This window comes from Metabacillus sp. GQ13, assembly GCF_059758525.1.
Window position 1 is genome coordinate 160,643 of the sequence record NZ_JCAXET010000006.1, and the last position, 24,395, is coordinate 185,037.

The following is a 24,395-nucleotide window of genomic DNA, read 5'->3' on the forward strand; positions in this document are numbered from 1 at the left end:
GCTATGATAAATTCGCCTCATAAACTTTTAAATTTGAATAGGCTGCCTTCATAGGTGCCATTTGCCGGAATCCTAGCTTACCGCCTTGAATAATTCCACCATATTCTTGTCCGGTATCTTCCCAATTAAGTACTGGTAGTTGATTGATAGAAAATTGTACTATCCCTTCATATTTAACTAAACTCATTTTATATGGAGGGAGGGCATCTTCGACAGGTGGTAAAGGATCTGCTCCTACTGCTGCTAAATGGAAACCATAGCTTTTTCTAAGGTTACATGTTCTAAAGGAACGTTCATCAGCATGTTTATGTCTAAAATATGATAAGTGCAAGGCATTGATTGCACCAGAATGATACTCAGGGTACTTACCAGTTCTTTCTGGTAGCCTTGGATCAAATAAATCTTCACCCTCTTTTCCTGTCGCAGCAAAAAATAACATGCAAAGACCCGGCTCTCTAATTGGATAAAAATCCCATTCGATTACTATTTTGTCGCTAAAAGTAACTGGACACCAAAATACCCAATGAGCATCATCTCCGAAAAGATCCGCATCTAATTTATTTTCTAGTTGTAAACAACTGTCTTCGAATAGTATATTCGCCTCTCCTTCTAATCTCCAATCTAAGATGTCATTACTAGAAGATAATGGATTTTCATATACACATTTACCTTTATTAAATTGTCTAATCAATTCATAAACCTCCTATCACAACAATACTGAATATTTATGCAGTCTCTTCTTAAAACATTTTTTCAGTTAATAACGTTTTAGGCTAATTGTAGAAGATATCAACAATTAACAGCTCTTTTTAATATAAATCGTAACTTTCTGACCATCAACCATATTTTATTGATCTGAGAAAATAATGAAAGAAATACTCTATATTTTTTTTTTGCACTTTATTAACATATTAGTACTTTCTTGCTAATGTATCTAAAAACGAAAAAGATGGACTAACTCACCCATCCTTTTCAAAGTGCACTGATTCCTTCTCTTGATTTAACTTCCGATATTGGCTTGGCGGCAATCCCATTTGCTTCTTGAAAATCCGATTAAAATAACTATGACGATAGCCAACACTTTCAGCTATATCATTAATTTTCATCGTAGAATGAAGGAGTAATCCCTTAGCTTTAGCAATTCTATGCTCAGTTAAGTAATCAATAAAATTAATTCCAGCAATCTGTTTGAACGCTTTGCTAAGTGAATATGGGTTCGTTCCTACTTCATCCGCACAACTTTCTAATGAAATATCATTCATATAATTTTCTTCAATCATTTCTATCACTTTTTCTATTACTCTTTTTAGTTCAATATTTTGTCGTCCTTCAAGTCGTTTATTAAAAGGTAAAATGACTTCCTTTATAAACCAATTGGTGAATCTTTTTATCGTATGAATTTGAGCCAGCTCTTCATACATATCCTTTCCCTTGAAAAGATCATGAGGATGAATTCCTGAATATAATATTTCATGTTGAATACTACTATATAACTGTCTTACACCATGTTGAATATTGACTTCGTTAATACCATTTTCGATAATTAATCTTAAGAATTGATTTATTAGTCCTTCAACTTCATGAATACGTCCCATTCGGATCGATTGTAGAATCTCTTTTTCAATTGTAAAAGGATAATGAAAGGTATTCATATCATTAAATCGTTCTAGCTCTTCTAAATCTATTGTTTGATTTTTATTTTCAAATAATCGAAGTCGTTTCCATTTATCTATTTCTTCAAATAGGTAATTAATTTTCTTAATTGTATTGGTCGACTCACTTAACGTAACAGTTACTCTCATTTTAATAATTTGATTGGCTGCTTCTGTTACTTTATTTGCAAATTTAAGGACATCTTCTTTAATAAGCTGTTCTGTGGGATAAACGATCAACATGCCTACTGACAAATCGGAGAATTTAATGACATTAAATTGTTGGAACATTTCTTCCGCCAATTCTTCCATTATATTGGCTGCTAAAAAGGTAACTAAGCTTTCATCCTTATTTGAAAAATCATCCTCAGAATCATAAGAACCTGAAAGCTGGACATCTAAAGCTATAAAATTTTGCTTCTCGATCACCCATCCATAGCTCAGCATCCTCCTCTCCAAATCTTCCTCTTTATAATGAGAGAAATTGCCTTGAACAAGTTGAAAAACAAAACTGTTCTTAATCTCTGTAACCTGCTCCGAGAGTCTACTTTGCAGAAGATGACTTCTCTGTGATAACTCTTCCCATTGCTGTTCAAAAAGTAAAAATTCATCTTTCTCTGTTTGTAGTGTTTTGCCAGTTGTATCAGTCATTAGCTTACCCATTAATCGATTTATTGGTGAATATATTCTATTAGAAGCAATCCAAGACATGATAAAAGCTAGGAAAAAGGCAGCTGCACTAATCAATAATATAATTCTTGAGACAATAACTAATGGCGCCGTTATCGATGACATTGGTGCTGCAGATACATAGGTCCAATTAGAATCTGCTCTTGTCAATTTCCCAACGGAGATTGAATAAATCTTATCTTTATATTTAAATTGGAATGAGTCTTCTGACTTATCATAATTCGTCAACTTCGTTTTTAAAGCGTTTTCAAAAGAATCATCCTTTGTATTATTAGCTGATAAAATGACTTCATTTGCATCATTTAAAATAAACGTACTACCCTTACCATATGGCGTTAGCGTTTTCAAAAGCTCCAGAGCCTTTTCACGATTTATAGAGATAATGATCGTACCGAAAGGGTGCTTACTACCCGCCGGTATATTGTGCATTAGAGCTAACGTCGGAATCTTTTTGTTTACACCAGGTTTAGATCCCCAATGAATGTTCTTTCCTACTAATAACTCTTCATATAACAGATTTTCTTTTTCATTTAAAGTATTATACTCGCTCGTAAACAATAAAGGTTTTTCTACATCTAAATATAGCTCTACTTCTTTTATAAGAGGATGAGTGCCTTCTAATCGCAGGAGTGTTTTCGTAATATCATATGTTTCAGTAAATTCCTCCACAAAGTCAATATTCTTTAACGAGTCACCAAATCTTGGCTCTATTGACCAACGGGTTGCCGAATATTCGATATATTTAAACTGTTCATCAATATTCTTGGCCCTCTGGTCAATTTGACTTTTATGTAATGCGCGGAGTTCATCTTCAACAGCACCAACAGCGAACCAATTGATCAAGATACCTGTTATTAAACCTGGTATACTAGCAATAAATAAAATAAGGATGAAGTTTTTCCGATAGTAACTTCCACTCCCATTGATTTTTTTTAATAGTTTACTACTAAGTTTGATTACCCCAATAAAATCACTCCTTGTATAAAATATAAAAATACAAATAGACATATTAGCTTAAATATTTAAAATTCATATATTTATTATGTCATATTCTATATTAAAAAAGAAGATGATCAGCTAAAACAACTAATCTTCAAAAAAAATAAAAGGTCCCATTTAATGTACAAGTAATTCTTCTCATACATTAAATAGTCCTTCTATTTCCATCAACCTTTGACAGACCCTAATAACATACCTTTTGCAAAATGCTTCTGGAGAAAAGGATAAACAATTAAGATTGGTAATGTAGCTACAACAACCACTGCAAGTTTCAATGATTGCTCAGGTGGTTCAATATACTCACCACTCATTGATCCGGAGTCAGATAACATTGATTGGGAGAGTAGGATAATTTGTTGAAGCAATACCTGAACTGGCCATTTCGTATTGTCATTAATATATAACAAAGCACTAAAGAAATCATTCCAAATGGCTACTGCATAGAAGAGTGCAAATGTTGCTAATACGGGTTTTGACAGCGGTAGCATAATTCTCCAAAAAATTCCGAACTCTGTACATCCATCAATTTTTGCTGATTCCTCTAATTCTAATGGGATATTTTGAAAGAATGTCTTTACGATAATAAGATTAAAAGGATTAATCGCAATTGGTAAAATCAAAGCCCAGTATGAATCCAATAATCCTAAAGACTTTATTACTAAGTAGGTTGGAATCATTCCACCACTAAATAACATTGAAAATACGATCAAATTCATAATTACATTTCTCCCCATCAAGTGTTTTCTTGAAAGGGGATATGCCATTGTAAAAGTAAATAAAAGACAAATGATTGTACCTACAAATGTTATACCAATCGAAACCAATATACTTCTTGTAAAAGTACCGGTCGAAAAAATATATTTATAGGATTCTAGAGAAAACGTTTCAGGAAAGATAAAAAAGCTTCGTCGTGTTAGTTCAGCTTCTGTTGCGAAAGATCCTGCTATGACATATAAAAATGGACAAATCATTAATAAGGCGATCATCCCTAAAAAGATAAAATTAAAAACATCAAATACTCTACCCGCTGGAGTATTGTGCATTTTAGGCATTGCCATTAAAAACACCTCCTCTATTATTCAAAACCATGTGAAACCCACTTCTAGATAAGCTCTACGCATTTTCATTTAGATAGGGGAGAAATCCTTTCCTACAATTTAGGATTAGAAGATCCCTTCCTGCCCCACTTTCTTCGCTAATTTATTGGCACCTAAAACAAGAATGATTCCAACAATCGATTTAAATACCCCAACTGCTGTACTATAACTATAAGCTCCTTGGGTTATCCCAACAAAGTATACATACGTATCAAATACATCAGCAACACTACGGTTTAAAGAATTTGACATTAAGAAGATTTGTTGAAAACCAGTATCTAGGAAATTCCCTAATCTTAAAATTAATAACACGATAATTGTGCTTCTAACCGCTGGAAGGGTAACATGCCATAATCTCCGAAATCTCCCTGCACCATCAACAATCGCTGCCTCATATTGTTCTTGATCAACTGTTGCTAAAGCAGCTAAAAAGATGACTGTTCCCCAACCGGTTTCTTTCCACATGATTTGTCCCATAATTAATGGGCGGAACCAATCTGGTGAAGATAAAAAGTTAATTTCCTTCCCATAGAAAAAGGAAACAATTTCATTGACAACCCCGCCACTAGTCGTGAAAAAGATATATGTAATACTAGCGATAATAACCCATGACATAAAATGAGGAACATAAATAAAGGTTTGCACAGTTCGTTTATACGAATTGATTCTTAATTCATTTAATAGGAGACTTAAGATAATTGGTGCTGGAAAAAAGAATACTAAATCTAATACCGCTAAAATGAATGTATTTCTCAGTAATCTAAAGAAATCTGGGTTTTTGAAAAAGTCAGTAAAATTTTCAAATCCTACCCATTCACTATTAAGCACTCCTTTAAATGGAGAATAATCCTGAAAAGCAATTACAATACCCCACATCGGAGCATATTTAAAGATCAGGAAATATAACAATCCTGGAATCAGTAAAAAATATAACCATCTATCCCGTTTGAAACGCTGCATCCGAGTCGTATTCGATACTATTTTTGGTAAAGGGGGTGTTTGACTATATTCCGATTTCACATTTGGTGTTTTAAGAAATGCCACTGTCTCTCCCTTCCTTTCTATGGAGTACGATTTTTTCGTTACTGTTATACCAGACGGCGTATTACCGCCTGGTTATGGTACTAACTACTTATTTCGCTTCTTGGTATAATTTATTAATTTCTTTCGTATAATCGTCTCCACCAGTTGTTTTCCATAGCTCTATTGCCTCTTTAAATCCAGCTTCATCAATTTGACCTACTATAAACTTAATTCTAGCATCATTTATAATGTTATCTAATTGTTGCCCTTTTTGTGCATAAACGTCGGAAATTAATGCTTCCGCTGGGTTTGGAACAACAATTTCTTCATTTTCAAGTTTAACTTCTTCCTCTTTTTGTATGACAGGAGTTTGCTCTGGTTTTAATCTAAGATCTGCAGGTATCCCCGTTTGGAATTGATTTAAATCTGTAAATTCGTTAATTAATGCTTCGTTATTGTCAGTGAGGACTTCAAGCTTACCGTCTGTTAATTCGTAATGGCGACCTTCTATACCATTAAAGGATAATACTTGTGCCTTTTCTTCACTTAATTTGTCAATGAACTCTAAAACTCTTTTTAAATCTTCTTCCGTTTTAACGCTAGATTTCGGAATTGCCAACATACCTGAGTAACCTGATGTTGGCAAATTATATAGACCTTTTGAGCCTTCAACTGCACCAAATACATCAATTGGTTCTTTTAAGTCAGGGTTTTCAAGCAACAAATCTTCTTCTGCACGATGAGCGCGATCAACTACATCGACAATAACACCAGCTTCATTATTTATAAGTGGATCCCCCCACTTAAGCGGATCCATTACAGCAAAATCCTCATTTATTAATCCTTCGTCAAATAACTTTTTAAAGAATTTTAAGGCTTCCATATATTCGTCAGTAGTAAAATCAGGTTGTAAGTCTCCATTAGCGTCTTCACCCCATTTATTCGGTGCTCCAAACCATGTTTGCATAATATCCCATGGTCCAGCATGCTTGGATATAACCATTCCATATGTGTCATCCTTGCCATCCCCATCTGGGTCATCGGTTGTGAACGCTTTCAATACATTATAGAAATCATCTATTGTCTTAGGAGTTTCTAACCCGACATTCTTTAACCAATCTTTTCTAATCGTTACACCATTTCTTCCTAGTGGACGTGCACGATATATTCCATAAATTTTTCCGCCAATTGAACTATTATTTAGCGTAATTTCATTTGCTTGACTTAGATTAGGGTAATCCTTCAAATATGGGCCAATCTCCCAAAAAGCACCGTCATTAACTGCACTTATAAAACTAGGAATTTTTGCAGGCATCATCATGATGTGTGGAAGATCACCGGAAGCTAAAGTAATGTTTAACTTGTCTTGGTAAGCACTATCCAATACCCAATTGACTTTTATATCTGTATCGGTGAATTTTTCTAGTTCCTTAAGTACTGGACTATCTTTACTTGGTGGTTCAGGAGAGTATGCAGTTGTCATAATCGTAATTGAATTTTTCGAATCTCCTTTTTCACCTTCGTTACTTGTCTTTTCTGAATTACTACAAGCTACTAATGAAGATGAAATTAAAATAGTCGATAACATTGGTAATAAAATCTTTCTATTTAAAACGTTTCTACCCTTTCTCATTTAAATACCCCCTATTGTTTATTGATTTCCTTAAGTATATCAATCTATCACGTCATACTAATTCTCTATTCATACCTTGGCAATCGATTTTAATAGCATGATAGTATGATATCTACCTTTACAATAGTCTGCGTCTAATTTTCTGACAATTACATTTTTTTGCGATTACCCTAATCCCTTACTGAATCTACCTTTTTTATCCTATTTACGACTTTCTTGTCACTATATCACTTTTTTGTAGACTGTTCCTAAAAAAATAATAAATGAGGTTTTACGAATTCAGCCTACCTTCGTGCTTTTTTCGTTAAATTACTTTGATACCCCACGGAAATCGCCTCAATTTACTAGTTAGAGCATCAAACTTTTAAAAGTATCCTTCTTATGAAATTAGTTAGTGCTACACATATTTAGCTTATCGTCATCTCATTTGACTGATAACTTTTTCGTTTTCTTTTTTAATAGCTTCTATTTATATGTTATCAATTCTTTGAGTAACAACTATTTAGGAAGTATCTCTTGAATATCACCAGTGGTCAAAAACTCTCCTATGAGATCTAAAGCTATTATTGTGTTTAGGCACCATTGTGAGGTTGTATTGGTTGTTATCTCTGGAATTTCCTTCAGTGTTTTCCAAGTTTTAATTGTCTTCGCTTCCATCGGCAACTGCATTTGACTAATCTCATTATTTAATAGTAACCTCCAAGCTGTTTTTGCTAATGTTGCATCCTTTTTCTTTGCGGCTGCATAAGCTACCATCCCTGCTGCCAACATCGGGAGACTAAACAATCTATCATGTAGAACACCAGAGCTTCGTTTCCGCTTCTCTTCATTTGATAGACAATAAAATTCTCCAAATTCAATCAACATATCTTCCCATTCATCATCTTCAAGTAACTGTGCTATCTCCATCCAGCTTTGGGGTCCACCAAATGCAATAACCATGTGGTATCCACCTTCATTACCATCTCCCATATGGATTAGCTTACTAGTTGTGGGGTCATATTCAAATGTAGGACCTGACAATAACCGTAATGGTAGTTTTTTTAGAATGTCAATTCCGGTTACAATTTTATCTCGATACTTTAGATTGCCTGTTCTTTCCCATTCTGATAGCCAATTCGAACAAAATGCTGCCCAGTCTGGACCAACACGAGCGTGAGTTTTATCTTGTACATTCGGATAGAATTCTCTCATCGGGTCTAAATTTAAAAGAGCCTGATCAGCATCCCGAACTTCTGATAATATCTCCTTTGTTCTTTCATCTGTTGTTAAAAAGTAATAAAACTTATGGAGTCCTGCCATACTTACTCGTGCTTCCTTACATCCGCATCCCCAATGTGACACATTATGCCTCGAACCTAAGCCTGCATATTCACCAAAGTGATAGCAATCTACTTCACTTGTATGACGAGTCATTGCCTCTGCGATTTTAAAAATATCATTACGCCCCGATCGTAAAAATGCATACCAAAGCCAGATATTTGGAACTAATTCTGTATTCTGCCACGCAAAACCACCTAAATCGTATCTCCATTGATGTCGAACAGAATCATATGTATGCATAACATCTCCATAATTCCAGTATCCGTACCATCTCCGTTGTTCAATTTCATTTTTATAAAAGTTGATTGCTTCATCTAATTGTTTTTCAATCATCGCTTTTAGAGGATTACTAGTATCTGGCAAACTCCATATTCCCAAAGCTTTTGTTTGATAATAGTACTCTGGATTACATACCAAAAGTAATGATGACTGCCACTCATCCGCTTTTATTATCAAATCTTCATGTGATGGGGCTCCATCGTAGAACTGCATATACACCTCACTTGTATTTGCTATGCCAACGGGGGTTGCACGCATTTCATCAAATCCTTCATAAGCACTAACAACATGAGTTTCCTTGTTATAGTGTCTTAAATCCATAGCTTCATAGTCCGGAGACCAAAACCATGCTCTAATTTTTGTCATAGGTCTTCCTAAGCCTGATACTTCTAAGGATGAAGGGAACTTCTGCCAAAAGTTCTTAATCCCAATCCCTATTCCGCCAGTTTCACCACCTACATAGGCAAGGCCCTTGGCTCTAGTACCATGAGTAGATTCTACCCATGAGCAATCATCGTCCGTCCGCTTCATTATTCGGTAATGATCAGCTGAATCTTGTGTTAGTTTGAAGTCATTCCAACTCGCATTCTGCTCAACATGATTGAGTAATGCTTCATTTTCTGTATGAGATAGTGACAATGTTTCTCCTTTTATTTGTTTTTCATATAATCCATCAGCATATCGGTGCCTCCTGGTTAAGAGTAGCTGGGCTGGTTCTGAGTAAATTCCTTCATCACCAGCAAATCTGATATTTCGATTCCAATCTTCTCCCTTCAAAGAAGTAGAAAGTTCAATACCTATACCTTTAATGAAGTCTGTTTGTGGATCACCATCATAGAAAAACGTATGAATCATTTTAACAGAAGCAATTCCTGCATAAAAATATAAACGTAATTGAAATGGCATCCAAGAGTAGTTTTGCTCACTTGTGATGGCTTCATGAATTCCCTCTATTTTTAATACGCATCTTATTGAACCTGATTGTTCAATCTCCACATTATTAATCTTACTTTCTAACGGAACTTCCTGTTTATAGTTAATCCCTGATTTTTCACTTCTTACTTCTTGAATCGAGATTAATTTCCCTGAGCTTCCAACAATTTTAGATCCATTTACTATTTTATCAATAATTGTTGAACCCTTTTTATTAATTGTAAATTCTACTTCTCCAGTATCAACTTTAATCTGGTCTTCTCCTTCTATGACATGAAGAGTCATTTCTGGGGTTGGATTTTCTCCAATTGATAATTCATAGGACTGTTCCTTAGATTGAAATACAGCACATTGCCCAGTCCATTTCACACTCCCGTCTGGCCAAAATGCCATTGGCCAGCTTTGTAAAGAAGTTGTTTGTCCGTTATCATCTTTAAGACAGATTGGGTCATTTCTTTTCAAGATTCCCTTTTCCCAAGGTGTACCCCATGCAACTCCACTAGAACTCTTTGGACTATTTTTAAGCCATGTAACTTTCAATAATGACACTTCCCTCCAAGGTAATTTAAATTCTTTAAACTACCTTGATTATTTTCTAAAATAATCTTTCATTCAATTAAATAATTTTGAGTTGTTACATATAATCGCTATTATAGTTTGGCCTGATGGTTAATACTTTTTTGCAATTCTGTACGTTTTTGCATTTGCTAGAATATCTTGATGTTTATATTCCGTTTCATACATGTAAAAAACCTGAGGGTCTTCTATTGGAAAAGACTCAGGTTTTTTTACATATATTTATTTATGCTTACTATTGAAATCCACTAAGATTTTGCTATATGAGGTGAGAGTTCACCTATTAATTCCTAGTATTAATTAATTTACCACTTTCCAACATAGGTAAGCTGTCATATTCAGGCACATCGACTAAATATACATTTCCATATCCATTCATATCACTTGTAAATAATATCTTATTTCGATCAGGGCTAAAACAAGGATGTACATGAACTTGTTGGATATGAAAACTCCCACGATGTTTACAGAGGATTCTTGGTCCTTCCATTGAATGGTTATTTTTTTTCCATAAAAATAAGCAGTCTTGAAAATATTCGCCATGATAGGCTGTTGTTTGTTGTCCATCTCCAATTATCAATTCTGTATCTTTTGAATGAATATGCATATTTTGATATGGAAAGTTAAATACTTCACGATCGGTATTATCAAATTTAACAGAACCTAGAAACTTCCCATCCTTTCTCGCTAATGATTCAGTGAATCCATGGTAGCCAATTCTTAGTCCATCCTCATGCCAATATTCATGACCTGCATATTCATTTGTTTCTCCTTCTGCTATCTTCCATTTCTCACCGGTATTAATATCTAACACCCAAATACGATGATCAACCTTTTCCCACGGCCCTTCGTGACAAAATGTAAGTAAATTGGATTGAGTAGGAGAAGCATTGACATGACCAATCCAGCGCTTATCTTCATGGATCACACTCACTTTCCTTGATTCAATCGTCAGCAGACAAATTTGACAATGTGGTCGTGCTGCTTCCATTTCTTCAAATCCGACATATCCCCCTGAAAGATTGCTTGAAATAGAGGTGGATAAATCTTCAGTCAGACCGAAGCAAAGATGCTGTCCGTTTGCTGTACAACTCAAATTACTAAAGTTATAGCCTTCTTGAATCTCAAATAGAACGGATTCTTCATATGTTTCTAGGTTTAGTGCAATAATAGATTTACCCAGCGTAAAGTAAGCTTCACTCTTTTTAGGGTTTATAAAAGTTCCTTGGATACCCTTTGTACAATGCCTTTCATAATCTGTCAGTTGTGTCATTTCACCTGTGACTAAATCAACACTGTATAAATTAGTGCTATTTCCACGGTCAGATCCAATTAGTAATTTTGATTGATTATCGTACCAGGCATTATTTGTGAAATAAAGATGGTAGCTATGTGCAAAATAATCTGTAAGTTGTGTGATTGTTGCCCCGGACAGTGGGTCCTTAAAAACTCTTTGTTCCGAATGCCACTTCTTTCCCTTTACCATCGCTTTCAACCTCTTTTCCCTGTTTCGATAAAATCTCTTTTGGAAAACGGATCATTTTATATTCAAATGGTCCAACCTCAATTTTCCCAGGGCTTACTACTTGACTGTTTATCAGATCCACACCCTCAATTGGAATTGTCACATTTCCACCATTTCCATCCATATTGATAATAAACCAAACGGTATACTCTTCACCCATTCTAGGAGCAACGATTGTACCAAAAGATACATCTGTTTGATGTTCAATATTCGCCTCATTTGTATAATGTTGGACCATATTCCTCAACATGAGATCACCTTCATGTTCCATTGGCATAGATCCAAGCATAACAATTTTCCCTTTGCCAAGCTTATGTTCAGTAATAAATGATTTCCCTTTGGATATTCCTGACGTTATTAAACCAACAGCATTCTCTTCGTTGTATTCAAAAATAGAACTCCACATACCTAGAGGTGCTGTAACATCAAATGCCTGACCAGATGTGCCACTTTGATCCAAAGGACAGGTAAATAGAACCTCAACCCCTGCAATTTTCTCGAGCTCACCTAATGCTCGATCCGTATGGATTGTATGATCTTTAGTCCGTCCACCAGTTAATGGACCAACAATCCAAGTACCTCCAGCTTTAACGAATTCTTCCGCCTTTGATAGATAAGTATCTGAAAGGTAATGAATAAATGGTGTTAGTAAAACTTTATATCCTTCCAGACTGGCTGATTCCGGTAGGACATCCCGATGAATCCCCATAGATAAAATTCGTTGATAGTAACTTGTAATCAAACTACGATGATTTAGGTTTTGATGAGACTCCGTTGTTAAAAAGGCTTTTGCTTGATCAGAATAGGTGATCGCTACCTCAGCTTGAACAGGTCTGGTATTTAGAATAAACGGCTCTATTTCTTTCCTCATTTGTTCAACCTCTAGTACACTTTCGTAGCCTATCGTTGGTTTACCCCATGCACTTATTACTGAACTATGTGGCTGCTCGCAACCTGATTTTTGCTGCCTAAAGAGCCAGTAACAAAATCCTTCTGCACCTAACGCATACGCCGCAACTGCCTCAGCTTTTACATAACCATTTGGATGTGGGGGAGCAGAACTAGTTAAAGCAGCTGCGTATGAAGTGCTCGTTTCCATCACCCAAAAATCTTTTCCTTTTTTAAAATTCCTCCACAAATCACAGTTGATTAAGTAAGCATGAGCATTTTCAATCGAAGCATATGAATCAAAAGAAGCAAAATCTAAATTTTTGAACAATCTTTCGTTATCAACGCTAAAAGCAATACTACTGTTATGTGTAATAGGGGCATCCGAATATTTTCGAATGATCTCTGCTTGTTCATCAGAAAATTCCGCTATTTTTTCCATTGAAAACTGCTGATACATTGTACTTAATGATGAATTATGCAAAAACGGTACAGGTCCAGGTTGTGGAACCTGGTTAAAATCATGGTAATATTCGCTCCAAATTTTTGTGCCCCAAGCATCATTTAACGTTTCAATTGTTTCGTACTTATTTTCAAGCCATTCATGCCACAAGCTTTTACAGGTTTCACACATACATTCGCTAACATGACATTTAAATTCATTATCTATTTGCCAGCCAATTACACCGTTTAGCACACCTAGATTTTTAGCAATTTGTCTCGTTATTTTTTCAGCCTTTTCTCTAAAAACCTGATTATTTGTACAAGCATGTTGTCTGGAACCATGTACCATAGTAGACCCTTCACGATCAACGTACATTCGTTCCGGATGTCCATATGAATACCAGATTGGTGGCGTAGGTGTTGGCGTACAAAATATCGTTTCAATCCCTTGATCATATAATTTATTTATCATGTTGATAAAGAAACTCATATCAATATTTCCTTCAGTCGTTTCCATTGTTGACCAAGCAAATTCACCCATTCTTACTACATTAATCCCAGTTTGTTTCATATAATAAATATCTTGTTCAATGGTTTCTTCATCCCATAATTCAGGATAATAGGCAGCACCATGGTATAATTTTTTGTTCATTTTAACTACTCCCCTTATATGATGATCTATCAATTTTTTAAAAATGAACTTTTTTTTCAGGCTTCGTTTTATAAATATTTTGAATAGGAGGATTTTCCATTCCATGACCTAAATAGAAGCTCGGATGGGGTGGCTGATTGTATGCGGTATTTTGCCACGCTACTCCTAAACGGTACATTGGATCATGCATGAGAGTATGTATACGATGTTCAGATAGCTCTACCGTTGTATAAATACGTAGTTCATGGCTATCCTCAGTTCGCCAAATGACTTCTTCTCTCCAATCGCCAAATAAATCTGCTTGTAAACATGGATTACCCTTTGTACCATTATTTGAACGAGTACCATTTGCTGTTAGTAAATTGATTAGCTGGCCCTTTTCATAGTCCCATTTATCAATTTTACCGACACCGATACCTGTTTCCTCATCAAAGTCATGATCTAGTAATTCTCGCAGTAGATCTCCATCCCACCAGATAGCAAAATTAAATGATTGTGGCGTTTTATCGGTAATTTTCTCTCCTGTACTACTATATAAGCCTTCTCCACCTGTTTTCCAATGAGTTGAAGACCAAAGTTCTGCTCCTTCAAAACGGGGATCAATATCAGCTGCCATTCCCCTCCCTACATCCTCAATTGATGACATTCCCCATAAAACTTCACCAGTACCAGCATCATGGATCTCGGTGCCATTTTCAGAAGGAACTTCATGTACTTGAAAAACTTCAAGACCTGGTCTATTTGGATTCAATTTACCCACATGTATTGCATCCCCATGACCTAATTTTGTTGTATAAAGTCCACTTCCATCATGATCAATAACAGCAGATCCATAGATGATTTCATCTTTCCCATCATTATCTACGTCTGCAACACTTACACTATGGTTTCCCTGACCTGCATATTCCTCGTTTCCAGGGTCAAGACTATCAAATTTCCATACTTTCTGGAGATTTTCTTCACGCCAATTATAAGCAACTAACACAGCTCGAGTATAGTAGCCTCGGCACATAACCAGACTTGGTCTTTCACCATCAAGATAAGCTACACAGGCTAAAAAACGATCAACCCGATTCCCTTTGTTATCACCCCAATCAGAACCATTTCCCCTTGGTGGATCATAATCAGTTGTAGCAAGGGCCCTTCCTGTCTCTCCATCAAAAATGGTTAAGTACTCTGGACCTTCTAAAATAAACCCTTCCTTATTACGAAAATCTGCCTTGCTATCTCCAATAATTACCCCTGTTCCATCAATTGTTCCATCTGCTGTTTTACATGCAATTTCTGCCTTGCCATCACCATCAAGATCATAGACCATAAATTGCGTGTAATGAGCGCCAGCACGAATGTTTTTGCCTAAATCAATTCTCCATAAATGGGTCCCATTTAATTTATAAGCATCTAAATATACATTTCCGGTATGGCCTTTATGGGCATTATCCTTAGAATTAGACGGGTCCCATTTTAATATAATCTCGTATTCGCCATCACCATCGACATCTCCGACACTAGCATCATTTGCACTATATGTATAGGTAACACCATCTGGAGTAGTACCACCTTCAGGTTTACTTAGAGGTACTGTAAGATAATTTGTATCCCAAACTTGTACGTCTTCAGAGACTTGTTTTTCCTTTCCTTCGAATACTACTTTCAAACAGTATGTCGATTGGCTAGTACCAGATTCATCATAATAATTTGTACTTTGTGTAATTGGGATAGAATTTAGCTTATTTCCATCCCGATAAAGGTTAAAACTAATCGATTCGTCTTCGTTTCCGAACAAACGCCAACCTATATACACACCATTTTCAATTTTCACAGCAATCAAACCTCTATCTAAATATTCCATTTGTCTTGCTTTATGTTTTATATTTAGCTCTGTCACTTTAATTACCTCCTATAATTATGTGTACACGCATACAACTTTAATAAAAGTATATCAGTCTATCAATCGATTGACCTATTATTTCTGACTTTTTATTAGTTGAATTTTATAATATAAGTATTCTACTAAGGCAAAAATTATTTATCTTTCGACCATCTGCCAATGGGATCGCATATTTTCCATCTGGATCATTTAAAGAAACTAAATTTTCTATTAATAATTCGATTTGCTCTGCTATTTGCTGTTTATTCACCTTGAAAAAACTACGATTTTTTTATCATTTGTCTATTAAGATCAGCCATAAATTCCTTAGATAATAGATCTTTTTTTATTATGGTTTGTATGATTAATCTCGCAATTTCTTTTGCACCTTTTTTAGTGAAATGTGTGTAATCCTTTCCATTCATTGAGGCCATAAATAAACTAAGTGCTTGCTCATAACCAATTCTCTGATAAAATTTTAAACTATCTTCCATTAAATCTATTAATGTTACATCTTCTTCTTCTGCTAATTCCTTCATGGCCACACAATAATCTGGAAAGTCATTGATAAATTGATTATCAACCACATGTAATCTCGCTACCGGCGTGATTAGAAAAGGAATTGCACGATGTTCTTTTGCACCATCTATATACATCTTCAAATAATTCTTATAGGTTGTAAAAGGTTCTGTGTATCTCTCTGGTTTCTCCTTTGTTGCGTCATTGTGACCCATTTGAATGAAAAGAAGATCCTTCTCTCTTATTTCCTCAAGAATTTTTAGTAATCTTCCTTCCTTCACAAAAGTTTTGGAACTTCTTCCTCCAATTGAATGATTAGAAACGCAAACATCTTCGGTAAAATGGTCGGTTAAAAATTCACCCCAACCACCTTGATCCTCATCACTATTTTGATATGTTTGTACTGTAGAATCTCCAGCGATAAAAATTCTTCTGATTGACCGTTCCATGATTACCCCCACTCAGTTGTGTTTGTTTACCTATGTTCATGTTATACATAATAAAAGTATAAAACCATTGTACTTTTTTGAATTATGCATTTTTTGATTTGAACATTTTTGTGGAAGTAACACTTTTTTGGGGAGTAGAAGGTTTATCAAAATATAAAAGACTCATTAATATTGCCCTTTTCACAAAGATTGTTATTTTCCTTACATAGCACTAGAACAACAAACTTTTCCTCTAGAAAAGATCCTTAATAAAAAATAACTTTGATGCTGCAGTCCTTCTAGACATCTTTTTGAAACAAGTACCCACCTAGTCCCTTATTAATACAGAATGGTTTAAAATTAAAAAGGAGTTTAAACTATCGTTTTTTGTTCAAAATCTCATTAAGTGTATGATTTCAAGTTATCATGGAGATTTTACTAGGGATGATAACATCTGTAACATAGTTCTAACTATTAAGGATAAAGATGTATAGGATTAGCGAATATATTTTCTTCTAAATAAATATATTCGCAAATCCTATCTCATTTTACTTAACCTCAATCACAAAACTTTGACATTAACACAAAAATAATGTACATTACCTATTGGGCGAACAATTTTATTTAATCAAGATATAAATATTCGTGTTTAGGAGTGTTAATTATGGAAAATGTGTTTGATTATGAAGATATTCAACTAATCCCTGCAAAATGTGTGGTAAATAGCCGCTCTGAGTGTGACACCAGAGTAACCTTTGGTGGACGTACATTTAAATTACCAGTTGTTCCAGCAAATATGCAGACAATCATAGACGAAAGAATTGCCATTTATTTAGCTGAAAATGATTACTTCTATGTTATGCATAGGTTTGAACCTGGGAAAAGATTATCATTTATTAAGGATATGAAAACACGAGGATTATTCTCATCTATTAGTGTTGGAATTAAAGATGAGGAATACAGCTTCATTCAACAATTAGCGGATGAACAGCTTACACCCGATTACATTACGATCGATATTGCTCACGGTCATTCTAATGCTGTAATTGAGATGATTAAACATATAAAAAAATACCTTCCTCATAGTTTTGTTATTGCCGGAAATGTTGGAACTCCAGAAGCGGTAAGAGAATTAGAACATGCTGGTGCAGATGCAACAAAGGTAGGTATTGGACCAGGAAAAGTATGTATTACTAAAATTAAAACAGGCTTCGGAACTGGCGGGTGGCAATTAGCGGCACTGCGTTGGTGTGCAAAGGCTGCAAGTAAGCCAATTATTGCTGACGGAGGAATTCGTACACATGGTGACGTAGCAAAATCGATTAGATTTGGTGCATCGATGGTTATGATTGGTTCACTATTTGCCGGCCATGAAGAATCGCCAGGAGAAACATTTGAAAAAGATGGTAAGTTGTTTAAGGAATACTTTGGTTCAGCTTCCGAATTTCAAAAAGGTGAAAAGAAAAATGTAGAAGGTAAGAAGATGTATGTGGAACACAAAGGTTCATTAAAGGACACCTTAAATGAAATGGAACAAGATCTTCAATCCGCTATATCTTATTCAGGTGGAAATAAGTTGGATGCGATCCGTACTGTAGATTATGTTGTCGTTAAGAATTCCATTTTTAACGGTGATAAGGTTTATTAAACAATAAAAACGCAAAGATTGTTCTATCAAATGAACTACCTTTGCGTTTTTATCTGTTTTTTCATATACATCCTGTTAATGATTGTTTACTATGCATCTTTATAACAAACCTACCATTCATTTATTTTTCCACACTTAGTTGTCCATCATCTTCTACTATCTTTATGAATATTGGTCGTTCATGTGGTGATTTATTTGGTGCATGTAACGTTAAAATAAGATTCTCTTCAAATGTTTTAAATACCATGCCATGTCCGCCATTATTTTGGTAAATTGGTGTTGTATCGTGCACCCAAGGCCCTGTTATCCCCCCATTTACTGATCGAGAAATTCCTTGGGCATATTCATTATTAATAAAACTTGCCCACATCATTAATAATTCACCATTTGTAGCTTGAAACATAAATGGACCATCCGTTACAAAAACTTTTTCCAAATTCCGCTTTACCTGTTTCAAAGGTGTCGGCCATGGTGCTTCAGAGGCTCGAAACAAAATGATTGGTTCCCCAATTGCTTCTCTCAAATCTTCTGATAGTCTTACAGCACAGATTTCCCCGTCCTCTACCTGAACCCATTCATGGCAAAAAACCATCCAAGGTAAACTCTTGCTATCGATATACAATGTTCCGTCTAAAGAATTCCAAATTGTTGGTGTAACTGGACCATCACTATACGGTTCGAATGGACCTAGTAAACGGTCTGATCGGAGTATTGCTGTTCCTCTATGATTGTTATCTTTCCTCAAAAAGGTAGCAAACATATAATACCTTCCTTTATACTCATGAACCTCAGGTGCCCAAAAATTTTCTTCAGAATAAAAATTCTCTTTAGGGCGGAATACCGGATAAGGTCCTTTCCAATTTCTTAAATCATCTCCAATATAAACATCAAAACCCGTTCCCTTCCCCCAAATATTTTTATCTGTACTACCATACATGTAATACCTATTATCTTCCTTACTTAGAAAAATAAACGGATCTCTAATTTGAATATCCTGATTATCTAGCATTCCGCTTTGCTCCTAAAAGGAAGGAACAATACTGTCATTAATGAACTTCTAGAATTTCCAGAAAACGATCATTTTTATTTAGTAAAGCCTAATTAACTGCTTTCAACTTTATGTTCTAGCACCCTATTCATATGGTATCTCTTACTTTCCAATTTATTTTTATGACATTCAAGATTTAATTGATGAAAATGGACCACTCGGAAAAAATGCAAACTTTTTATTAGCCACAAAATGAATTTGATATAAACAAAATAATATAACTAAAAATACAAATAAGAGCTTGGAGACCAAGCTCTTAAAACAGTTATTATCACAGTTTGTCTATACTAGTCCAAATGAAGAATAATTTTACCGATATTTTTATTTGCTTCCATATGCCTATGAGCATGTTGAATTTCTTCTAAGGGGTAGACTGAATCTATAACTGCTTTAATTTTATTTTGGGTAAATAACGGCATCGCTTTTTTAACAAATTCTGCTGTTAATTCCTTTTTATATCCATCACTTCTAGGTGTTAATAGTGTTCCCTTTAGGTGAATTCGCTTTAAAAGAAGTGGCATAATATTCACTTTCTCAACTTTAGAACCACCTAATACACCAATGAGTACCCACCTTCCGTCTATTTTAATGCTTTTTAGATTTTTCTCCCAATAGGATGCACCTACAAAGTCTAAGATTACATCTACACCTTGATTATTTGTAGTTTTTAAGACTTCCTCTTCAAAGGATTGTTTTTTATAATTAATACAAATATCTGCTCCTAGCGAGCGGCAGAAGTTCAATTTATCTTCTGAACCAGCAGTTGTCACTATTTTAGCGTTAGTTAGTTGCTTTGCAAGTTGAATAGCAGCGGTTCCTACTCCGCTACCACCAGCATGAATCAATACAGTATCTTTGTTAGTTAACTCCCCTAACCAAAATAAGGTTTGATATGCTGTTAAAAATACCTCGGGAATAGCTGCAGCTTGATCAAACGTAAGATTGTCAGGAATCACCATAGCTCTGTCAGCAGGCATGACTACATACTCCGCGTAACCACCACCATTAACAAGACCCATCACACGTGTCCCTATCTCAATATTTGTACCGATAGAAGTTTCAGTAACTACTCCTGATACTTCTATCCCTAATATAGGGTTATTCATATAACCCGATTTCCCTTCACGAGTAACAATATCTGTTCGATTTATCGCAGATGCTTTGACTTTTATTAATAATTCTCCTGGTTGCAATTCTGGCTTGGGAACATCTAGAATCTTTAATTGTTCTGCACCTCCAGGTTGTTTTACGATAATTGCCTTCATCTTTTTCAGCTCCTTAATAGCTAATTTGTTTACAACTCATCTTTTAATTAAGGCCTAACGCGTCTAGAGATGAGTCAAATTGTCCTTACTATCCTATGTTAAGTAACGAACCTAAAGGAATATATTAAATGCGTGACGAATCACATCTCCACGACTAATGATTCCTACTAATACTCCATTCCGTTCAACCGGTAGTTTCTTTATTTGTTTGTTCCCTAATATTGCAGCTATATTTTCAAGTTCTTCATTCCAGGCAACCTTACTAACCTTATTTTTTGCAATGCTCAAAACATTTAGATTGAGGATTGTTTTTACTCGTTCTTCAAAGTCTTTATCATCACCATTTAATACGTGAACGAAGTAATAAGCATCAATAACAATATTCTTGTGTTTACCAATATAACGCATAATATCACCATCACTAATATAGGCAATAATTTCATTTCGATCATTAACAACTGGGAGACCACTGATACTGTATTCGATAAATTTTCCAATAACCGAACGAACAGTATCTTCTTCCTTTACCTTATATACTTGACTATTCATAATTTCATGAGCTTGCATGTTATTCCCCCTCTTAAAAATCCGCGTTTTGTTTGCAAATTAATCTATTCTTACTTCCTAGTTTAACGTTTTTTGAGGATTATATCATTTTTAATAATTGCAAATCTTTTTTTATGTGTAGACCTATAATTGCTTGTTTATGAAGCCGTTATCATTATAGACGACTTCTCTCATACTTTTACTTGACACAGACATTTCCCCCACATAAACTAAAAATTATCTTGATAATCACGCTGATTTTTTAGTTGCTTAAAAATCTGTGAAAGACTAATTGAGAGAAACTATATTTTTCAAGAAGAAAAGGAGTACATAAATGAAGAAACAGGAAAACAATCAGAATTTCATTGTTGCTGGGTTGTTATTAGCCATTTTGATGGCTGCAATGGACAATACGATCGTAGCTACAGCAATGGGTACAATCGTTTCTGATTTAGGTGGTTTCGATAAGTTTGTCTGGGTTACATCGGCATATATGGTAGCAACAATGGCAGGTATGCCTATTTTCGGTAAATTATCTGATATGTATGGGCGCAAGCAGTTCTTTGTTTTTGGATTAGCGATTTTCTTAATTGGCTCAGCACTTTGTGGGATTGCTCAAGATATTGTCCAATTAAGCATCTATCGCGCTATCCAAGGAATTGGTGGAGGTGCCTTAATGCCAATAGCTTTTACGATTATCTTTGACATATTCCCACCAGAAAAACGGGGAAAAATGACAGGTCTTTTAGGTGCAGTTTTTGGTGCCGCTAGTGTACTTGGGCCATTATTAGGTGCTTACATAACTGAATATATCAGCTGGCATTGGATTTTCTATGTTAATGTACCACTTGGTTTTATATCTTTATTCTTTATTCTTCGCTACTACAAGGAATCTCCACAACATACCAAACAAAAAATAGACTGGTGGGGTGCTAGTACACTTGTTTTAGCAGTTGTTAGTCTTATGTTTGCCCTGGAGTTAGGTGGCGCAGAGTTCGACTGGAATTCCATTCAAATTATTAGCTTATTTACGATATTTGGCATCTGCTTCATAGCCTTTTTCTTTATTGAAAGAGTAGTGAAGGATCCGATACTACCGTTTTGGTTATTTAAACGACGTCTTTTTGCTACTTCACAAATTCTGGCATTTCTTTATGGGAGCACATTTATTATTTTAACCGTTTTTATCCCTATCTTTGTTCAAGCTGTTTACGGCGGTTCGGCTACAAATGCTGGCTTCATATTAATGCCAATGATGCTAGGATCTGTATTAGGTAGTGCTGGAGGTGGGATTTTCCAAACGAAGACAAGTTTTCGAAATTTAATGATTGTTTCGGTCATTTCTTATTTCCTAGGAATGTATCTGCTTAGTACTCTAACACCTGATACAAGTAGAACTTTGTTAACGATGTACATGATATTAGTCGGTTTTGGTATGGGATTTTCTTTCTCTTTATTGCCGACAGCATCAATTCACAATTTGGAGCATAAATACCGAGGCACAGCAAATTCAACAAACTCATTCCTCCGTTCTTTTGGAATGACCTTAGGTATTACTGTTTTCGGAGTGATTCAAAATAGTGTTTTCACTGATAAAATCAAAGATAGCTTTAAGGAATTGCAAGGGAATGATAGGAATAATGAAGCTGGTAACACAGCCTTTAATCTAGAAGACCCTCAACAACTTTTTCAATCTGGAGAGCGTGAGAAGATCCCTGATGTTATATTAGATAAAATTGTGAATGCTATGTCTGACTCAATTACGACGATGTTTTTGCTTGCATTAATACCAATTGCAATCGCTGGAGTCTTTGTCCTAATGATGGGAAATACTCGCGTTATAGCAGCGAAAAAACCAATAGCAAAACCTGAATGATTTCTCAATATTCACTAACAATAGGCTTTGAACTTATGCACTATTAATAGTCTATTAGCGCGGAAAGGCTTGGTTTAAAAGTCAAGCCTTCTTTTTATAATTATCATTATTCAATATATCAATAACATTCAGAATATGCATGAGCTTACCTATCTTTTTTCTACAAGAGGTACTATAAAGTTGCTACTGGACCTAGGAAACGAAAGTAAAAACGAATTTATACCCCTCCAATTTTTTCCTTAAGCCAATCCAGCAATTCTTTATGCTAATGTTCCCCAAACCACATAATATCCACACTATCCATATCTTCACCAACCTCTTTTATCAATATCCATAAATTATAACGATTAATCCTGAGATCAACTTCTATATCATCTATTTACTAAGGCTATGGTCAATGTCTCTTCACTTTAAATATACTCTGTTCTCAACGTTCATTCCCAATAATATGCTGAGACAAGTACTCTGCATCACGACCTACACCCATTAATAAGGATGATCCTCTACTTGATTGCCATGGTAGACCTAAAAAATAGATACCATCAATTGGAGTTATCCCCCTCTTATGTATGGGTAAACCTCCTTCGCCTATAAGCATTGGTATATCGATCCAATGGTAATTGGATCGATAGCCTGTTGACCATATTACATTTTTAATATTAATTTTACTAGCGTCTGCAAATGTAATTGTATTTTTTTCCACAGATACAGTCCTTGATTTTAAGATAATCCTATTATTCTTTATTAGAGACTTATACTGTAAACCAAAAACAGGGTCTTGTTGGTTCTTTAAGAATTTACCAATCAATGAATCTACTTTAAAACGGTAAAAACCTAATAGATCAAACCACAAAAAGATTGATTGGTTAATAAACTTATCGGGAAGAAATTTAATTTTTTGACCAACTGATAAATAGACAGTCCTCTCTTTAGATAGTTCAGCAGCAATTTGCATACCTGAGTTTCCAGCACCTACAACTACTGTCATACCATTCCTTAATTGTGTCGAGTCTTTATATTGCGAAGAATGGATTTGTAATACATCTTCTGAAAGTAGTTGTGAAAATTCCGGCACGTATGGGTCTTGGAATGGTCCGGTTGCTATGATGACTTTTTTAGCTACTACTACACCTTTAGTGGTTTTGACTTCAAACCAGTCATCTAACTGACCTAATTTTAGAACTTCAGTTTCCATCTGAATAGGCAGAGAAAAGTGATTTGTATAGGTAGATAAGTAGTCTGCTATTTCATTCTTTGTTGGAAACTCTTGATGATTACCTATTAATTTTAAGCCAGGTAAAGAGCTGTACTTGCGGGGAGTAAATAATGTAAGTGAATTATATCTTTTCTTCCACACTTCACCTACTTCAGATAAACGATCAAGAATTAAAAACGATAAACCAGTATTTCGCAAAAAGTAACCCATAGATAAACCTGCTTGCCCTGCGCCAATGATTATCACATCGTACCTAATTATACTC

General features: G+C 35.1%; 16 protein-coding genes. 2 read left to right on the top strand and 14 right to left on the bottom strand.

The genetic code is table 11. From position 1 onward, the window contains the following. Position 1 precedes the first annotated feature (1 nt). The 10 genes from AC6CHR_RS09380 to AC6CHR_RS09425 all read right to left on the bottom strand — a co-directional run bounded on the left by AC6CHR_RS09380 (position 2) and on the right by AC6CHR_RS09425 (position 16,552). Complete coding sequence (locus AC6CHR_RS09380) at positions 2-691, bottom strand: DUF1961 family protein (RefSeq protein WP_498248382.1); 690 nt, start codon at positions 689-691, stop codon at positions 2-4. 268 nt (positions 692-959) lie between these two features. Then, a complete protein-coding gene (locus AC6CHR_RS09385; RefSeq protein WP_498248383.1) occupies positions 960-3,350 on the bottom strand; it encodes an AraC family transcriptional regulator in 2,391 nt (796 codons plus the stop codon). Positions 3,351-3,508: 158 nt separating this feature from the next. Further along, a complete protein-coding gene (locus AC6CHR_RS09390; RefSeq protein ID WP_498248523.1) occupies positions 3,509-4,393 on the bottom strand; it encodes a carbohydrate ABC transporter permease in 885 nt (294 codons plus the stop codon). Between the two features lie 111 nt (positions 4,394-4,504). Next, a complete protein-coding gene (locus tag AC6CHR_RS09395; protein ID WP_498248524.1) occupies positions 4,505-5,398 on the bottom strand; it encodes an ABC transporter permease in 894 nt (297 codons plus the stop codon). A gap of 172 nt (positions 5,399-5,570) precedes the next feature. Next, positions 5,571-7,094, bottom strand: a complete 1,524-nt coding sequence (locus tag AC6CHR_RS09400) for an extracellular solute-binding protein (protein ID WP_498248384.1) — start codon at positions 7,092-7,094, stop codon at positions 5,571-5,573. Between the two features lie 498 nt (positions 7,095-7,592). Beyond that, a complete protein-coding gene (locus AC6CHR_RS09405; protein WP_498248385.1) occupies positions 7,593-10,178 on the bottom strand; it encodes an exo-rhamnogalacturonan lyase family protein in 2,586 nt (861 codons plus the stop codon). A gap of 310 nt (positions 10,179-10,488) precedes the next feature. Next, entirely contained in the window at positions 10,489-11,691 is a 1,203-nt protein-coding gene (locus AC6CHR_RS09410) for an oligogalacturonate lyase family protein (protein WP_498248387.1), read from the bottom strand. Beyond that, positions 11,648-13,714 carry a beta-galactosidase gene (locus AC6CHR_RS09415; protein ID WP_498248388.1) on the bottom strand — a complete coding sequence of 689 codons (2,067 nt, stop codon included), beginning with the start codon at positions 13,712-13,714 and terminating at the stop codon, positions 11,648-11,650. The genes AC6CHR_RS09410 and AC6CHR_RS09415 overlap by 44 nt, the downstream gene beginning before the upstream one ends. A gap of 37 nt (positions 13,715-13,751) precedes the next feature. Then, complete coding sequence (locus AC6CHR_RS09420; protein ID WP_498248526.1) at positions 13,752-15,587, bottom strand: rhamnogalacturonan lyase; 1,836 nt, start codon at positions 15,585-15,587, stop codon at positions 13,752-13,754. A 278-nt stretch (positions 15,588-15,865) separates the two neighbouring features. Further along, entirely contained in the window at positions 15,866-16,552 is a 687-nt protein-coding gene (locus tag AC6CHR_RS09425; RefSeq protein WP_498248389.1) for a rhamnogalacturonan acetylesterase, read from the bottom strand. A gap of 643 nt (positions 16,553-17,195) precedes the next feature. On the opposite strand from AC6CHR_RS09425, the gene guaC reads away from it, so the two are divergent. Further along, positions 17,196-18,179: a GMP reductase gene (guaC, locus tag AC6CHR_RS09430; RefSeq protein ID WP_498248390.1), complete on the top strand. Its 984-nt coding sequence runs from the start codon at positions 17,196-17,198 to the stop codon at positions 18,177-18,179. Positions 18,180-18,300: 121 nt separating this feature from the next. On the opposite strand, the gene AC6CHR_RS09435 is transcribed toward guaC, so the two are convergent. The 3 genes from AC6CHR_RS09435 to AC6CHR_RS09445 form a co-directional block, all read right to left on the bottom strand. Further along, entirely contained in the window at positions 18,301-19,188 is an 888-nt protein-coding gene (locus tag AC6CHR_RS09435; protein ID WP_498248391.1) for a glycoside hydrolase family 43 protein, read from the bottom strand. Positions 19,189-19,514: 326 nt separating this feature from the next. Next, positions 19,515-20,492 (bottom strand): NAD(P)H-quinone oxidoreductase, encoded by a 978-nt coding sequence (locus AC6CHR_RS09440; protein ID WP_498248392.1) that lies wholly within the window; start codon positions 20,490-20,492, stop codon positions 19,515-19,517. A 111-nt stretch (positions 20,493-20,603) separates the two neighbouring features. Continuing rightward, complete coding sequence (locus tag AC6CHR_RS09445) at positions 20,604-21,059, bottom strand: CBS domain-containing protein (RefSeq protein WP_498248393.1); 456 nt, start codon at positions 21,057-21,059, stop codon at positions 20,604-20,606. A gap of 313 nt (positions 21,060-21,372) precedes the next feature. Between AC6CHR_RS09445 and AC6CHR_RS09450 the strand changes: the two genes are divergently transcribed. Further along, positions 21,373-22,914 carry an MDR family MFS transporter gene (locus tag AC6CHR_RS09450; RefSeq protein ID WP_498248395.1) on the top strand — a complete coding sequence of 514 codons (1,542 nt, stop codon included), beginning with the start codon at positions 21,373-21,375 and terminating at the stop codon, positions 22,912-22,914. Positions 22,915-23,341: 427 nt separating this feature from the next. Here the strand turns inward: AC6CHR_RS09450 and AC6CHR_RS09455 are convergent, their stop codons facing one another. Beyond that, complete coding sequence (locus tag AC6CHR_RS09455) at positions 23,342-24,376, bottom strand: flavin-containing monooxygenase (protein WP_498248396.1); 1,035 nt, start codon at positions 24,374-24,376, stop codon at positions 23,342-23,344. Positions 24,377-24,395: the final 19 nt, after the last annotated feature.

What these genes read in the sequence shown, in the direction of transcription:
- AC6CHR_RS09435 (WP_498248391.1), bottom strand. Translation starts at nt 19,188, where the DNA reads ATGCTAGATAATCAGGATATTCAAATTAGAGATCCGTTTATTTTTCTA.
- guaC (WP_498248390.1), top strand. Translation starts at nt 17,196, where the DNA reads ATGGAAAATGTGTTTGATTATGAAGATATTCAACTAATCCCTGCAAAA.
- AC6CHR_RS09410 (WP_498248387.1), bottom strand. Translation starts at nt 11,691, where the DNA reads ATGGTAAAGGGAAAGAAGTGGCATTCGGAACAAAGAGTTTTTAAGGAC.
- AC6CHR_RS09395 (WP_498248524.1), bottom strand. Translation starts at nt 5,398, where the DNA reads ATGCAGCGTTTCAAACGGGATAGATGGTTATATTTTTTACTGATTCCA.
- AC6CHR_RS09445 (WP_498248393.1), bottom strand. Translation starts at nt 21,059, where the DNA reads ATGCAAGCTCATGAAATTATGAATAGTCAAGTATATAAGGTAAAGGAA.
- AC6CHR_RS09400 (WP_498248384.1), bottom strand. Translation starts at nt 7,094, where the DNA reads ATGAGAAAGGGTAGAAACGTTTTAAATAGAAAGATTTTATTACCAATG.
- AC6CHR_RS09440 (WP_498248392.1), bottom strand. Translation starts at nt 20,492, where the DNA reads ATGAAGGCAATTATCGTAAAACAACCTGGAGGTGCAGAACAATTAAAG.
- AC6CHR_RS09425 (WP_498248389.1), bottom strand. Translation starts at nt 16,552, where the DNA reads ATGGAACGGTCAATCAGAAGAATTTTTATCGCTGGAGATTCTACAGTA.
- AC6CHR_RS09385 (WP_498248383.1), bottom strand. Translation starts at nt 3,350, where the DNA reads ATGTCTATTTGTATTTTTATATTTTATACAAGGAGTGATTTTATTGGG.
- AC6CHR_RS09450 (WP_498248395.1), top strand. Translation starts at nt 21,373, where the DNA reads ATGAAGAAACAGGAAAACAATCAGAATTTCATTGTTGCTGGGTTGTTA.
- AC6CHR_RS09390 (WP_498248523.1), bottom strand. Translation starts at nt 4,393, where the DNA reads ATGCCTAAAATGCACAATACTCCAGCGGGTAGAGTATTTGATGTTTTT.
- AC6CHR_RS09415 (WP_498248388.1), bottom strand. Translation starts at nt 13,714, where the DNA reads ATGAACAAAAAATTATACCATGGTGCTGCCTATTATCCTGAATTATGG.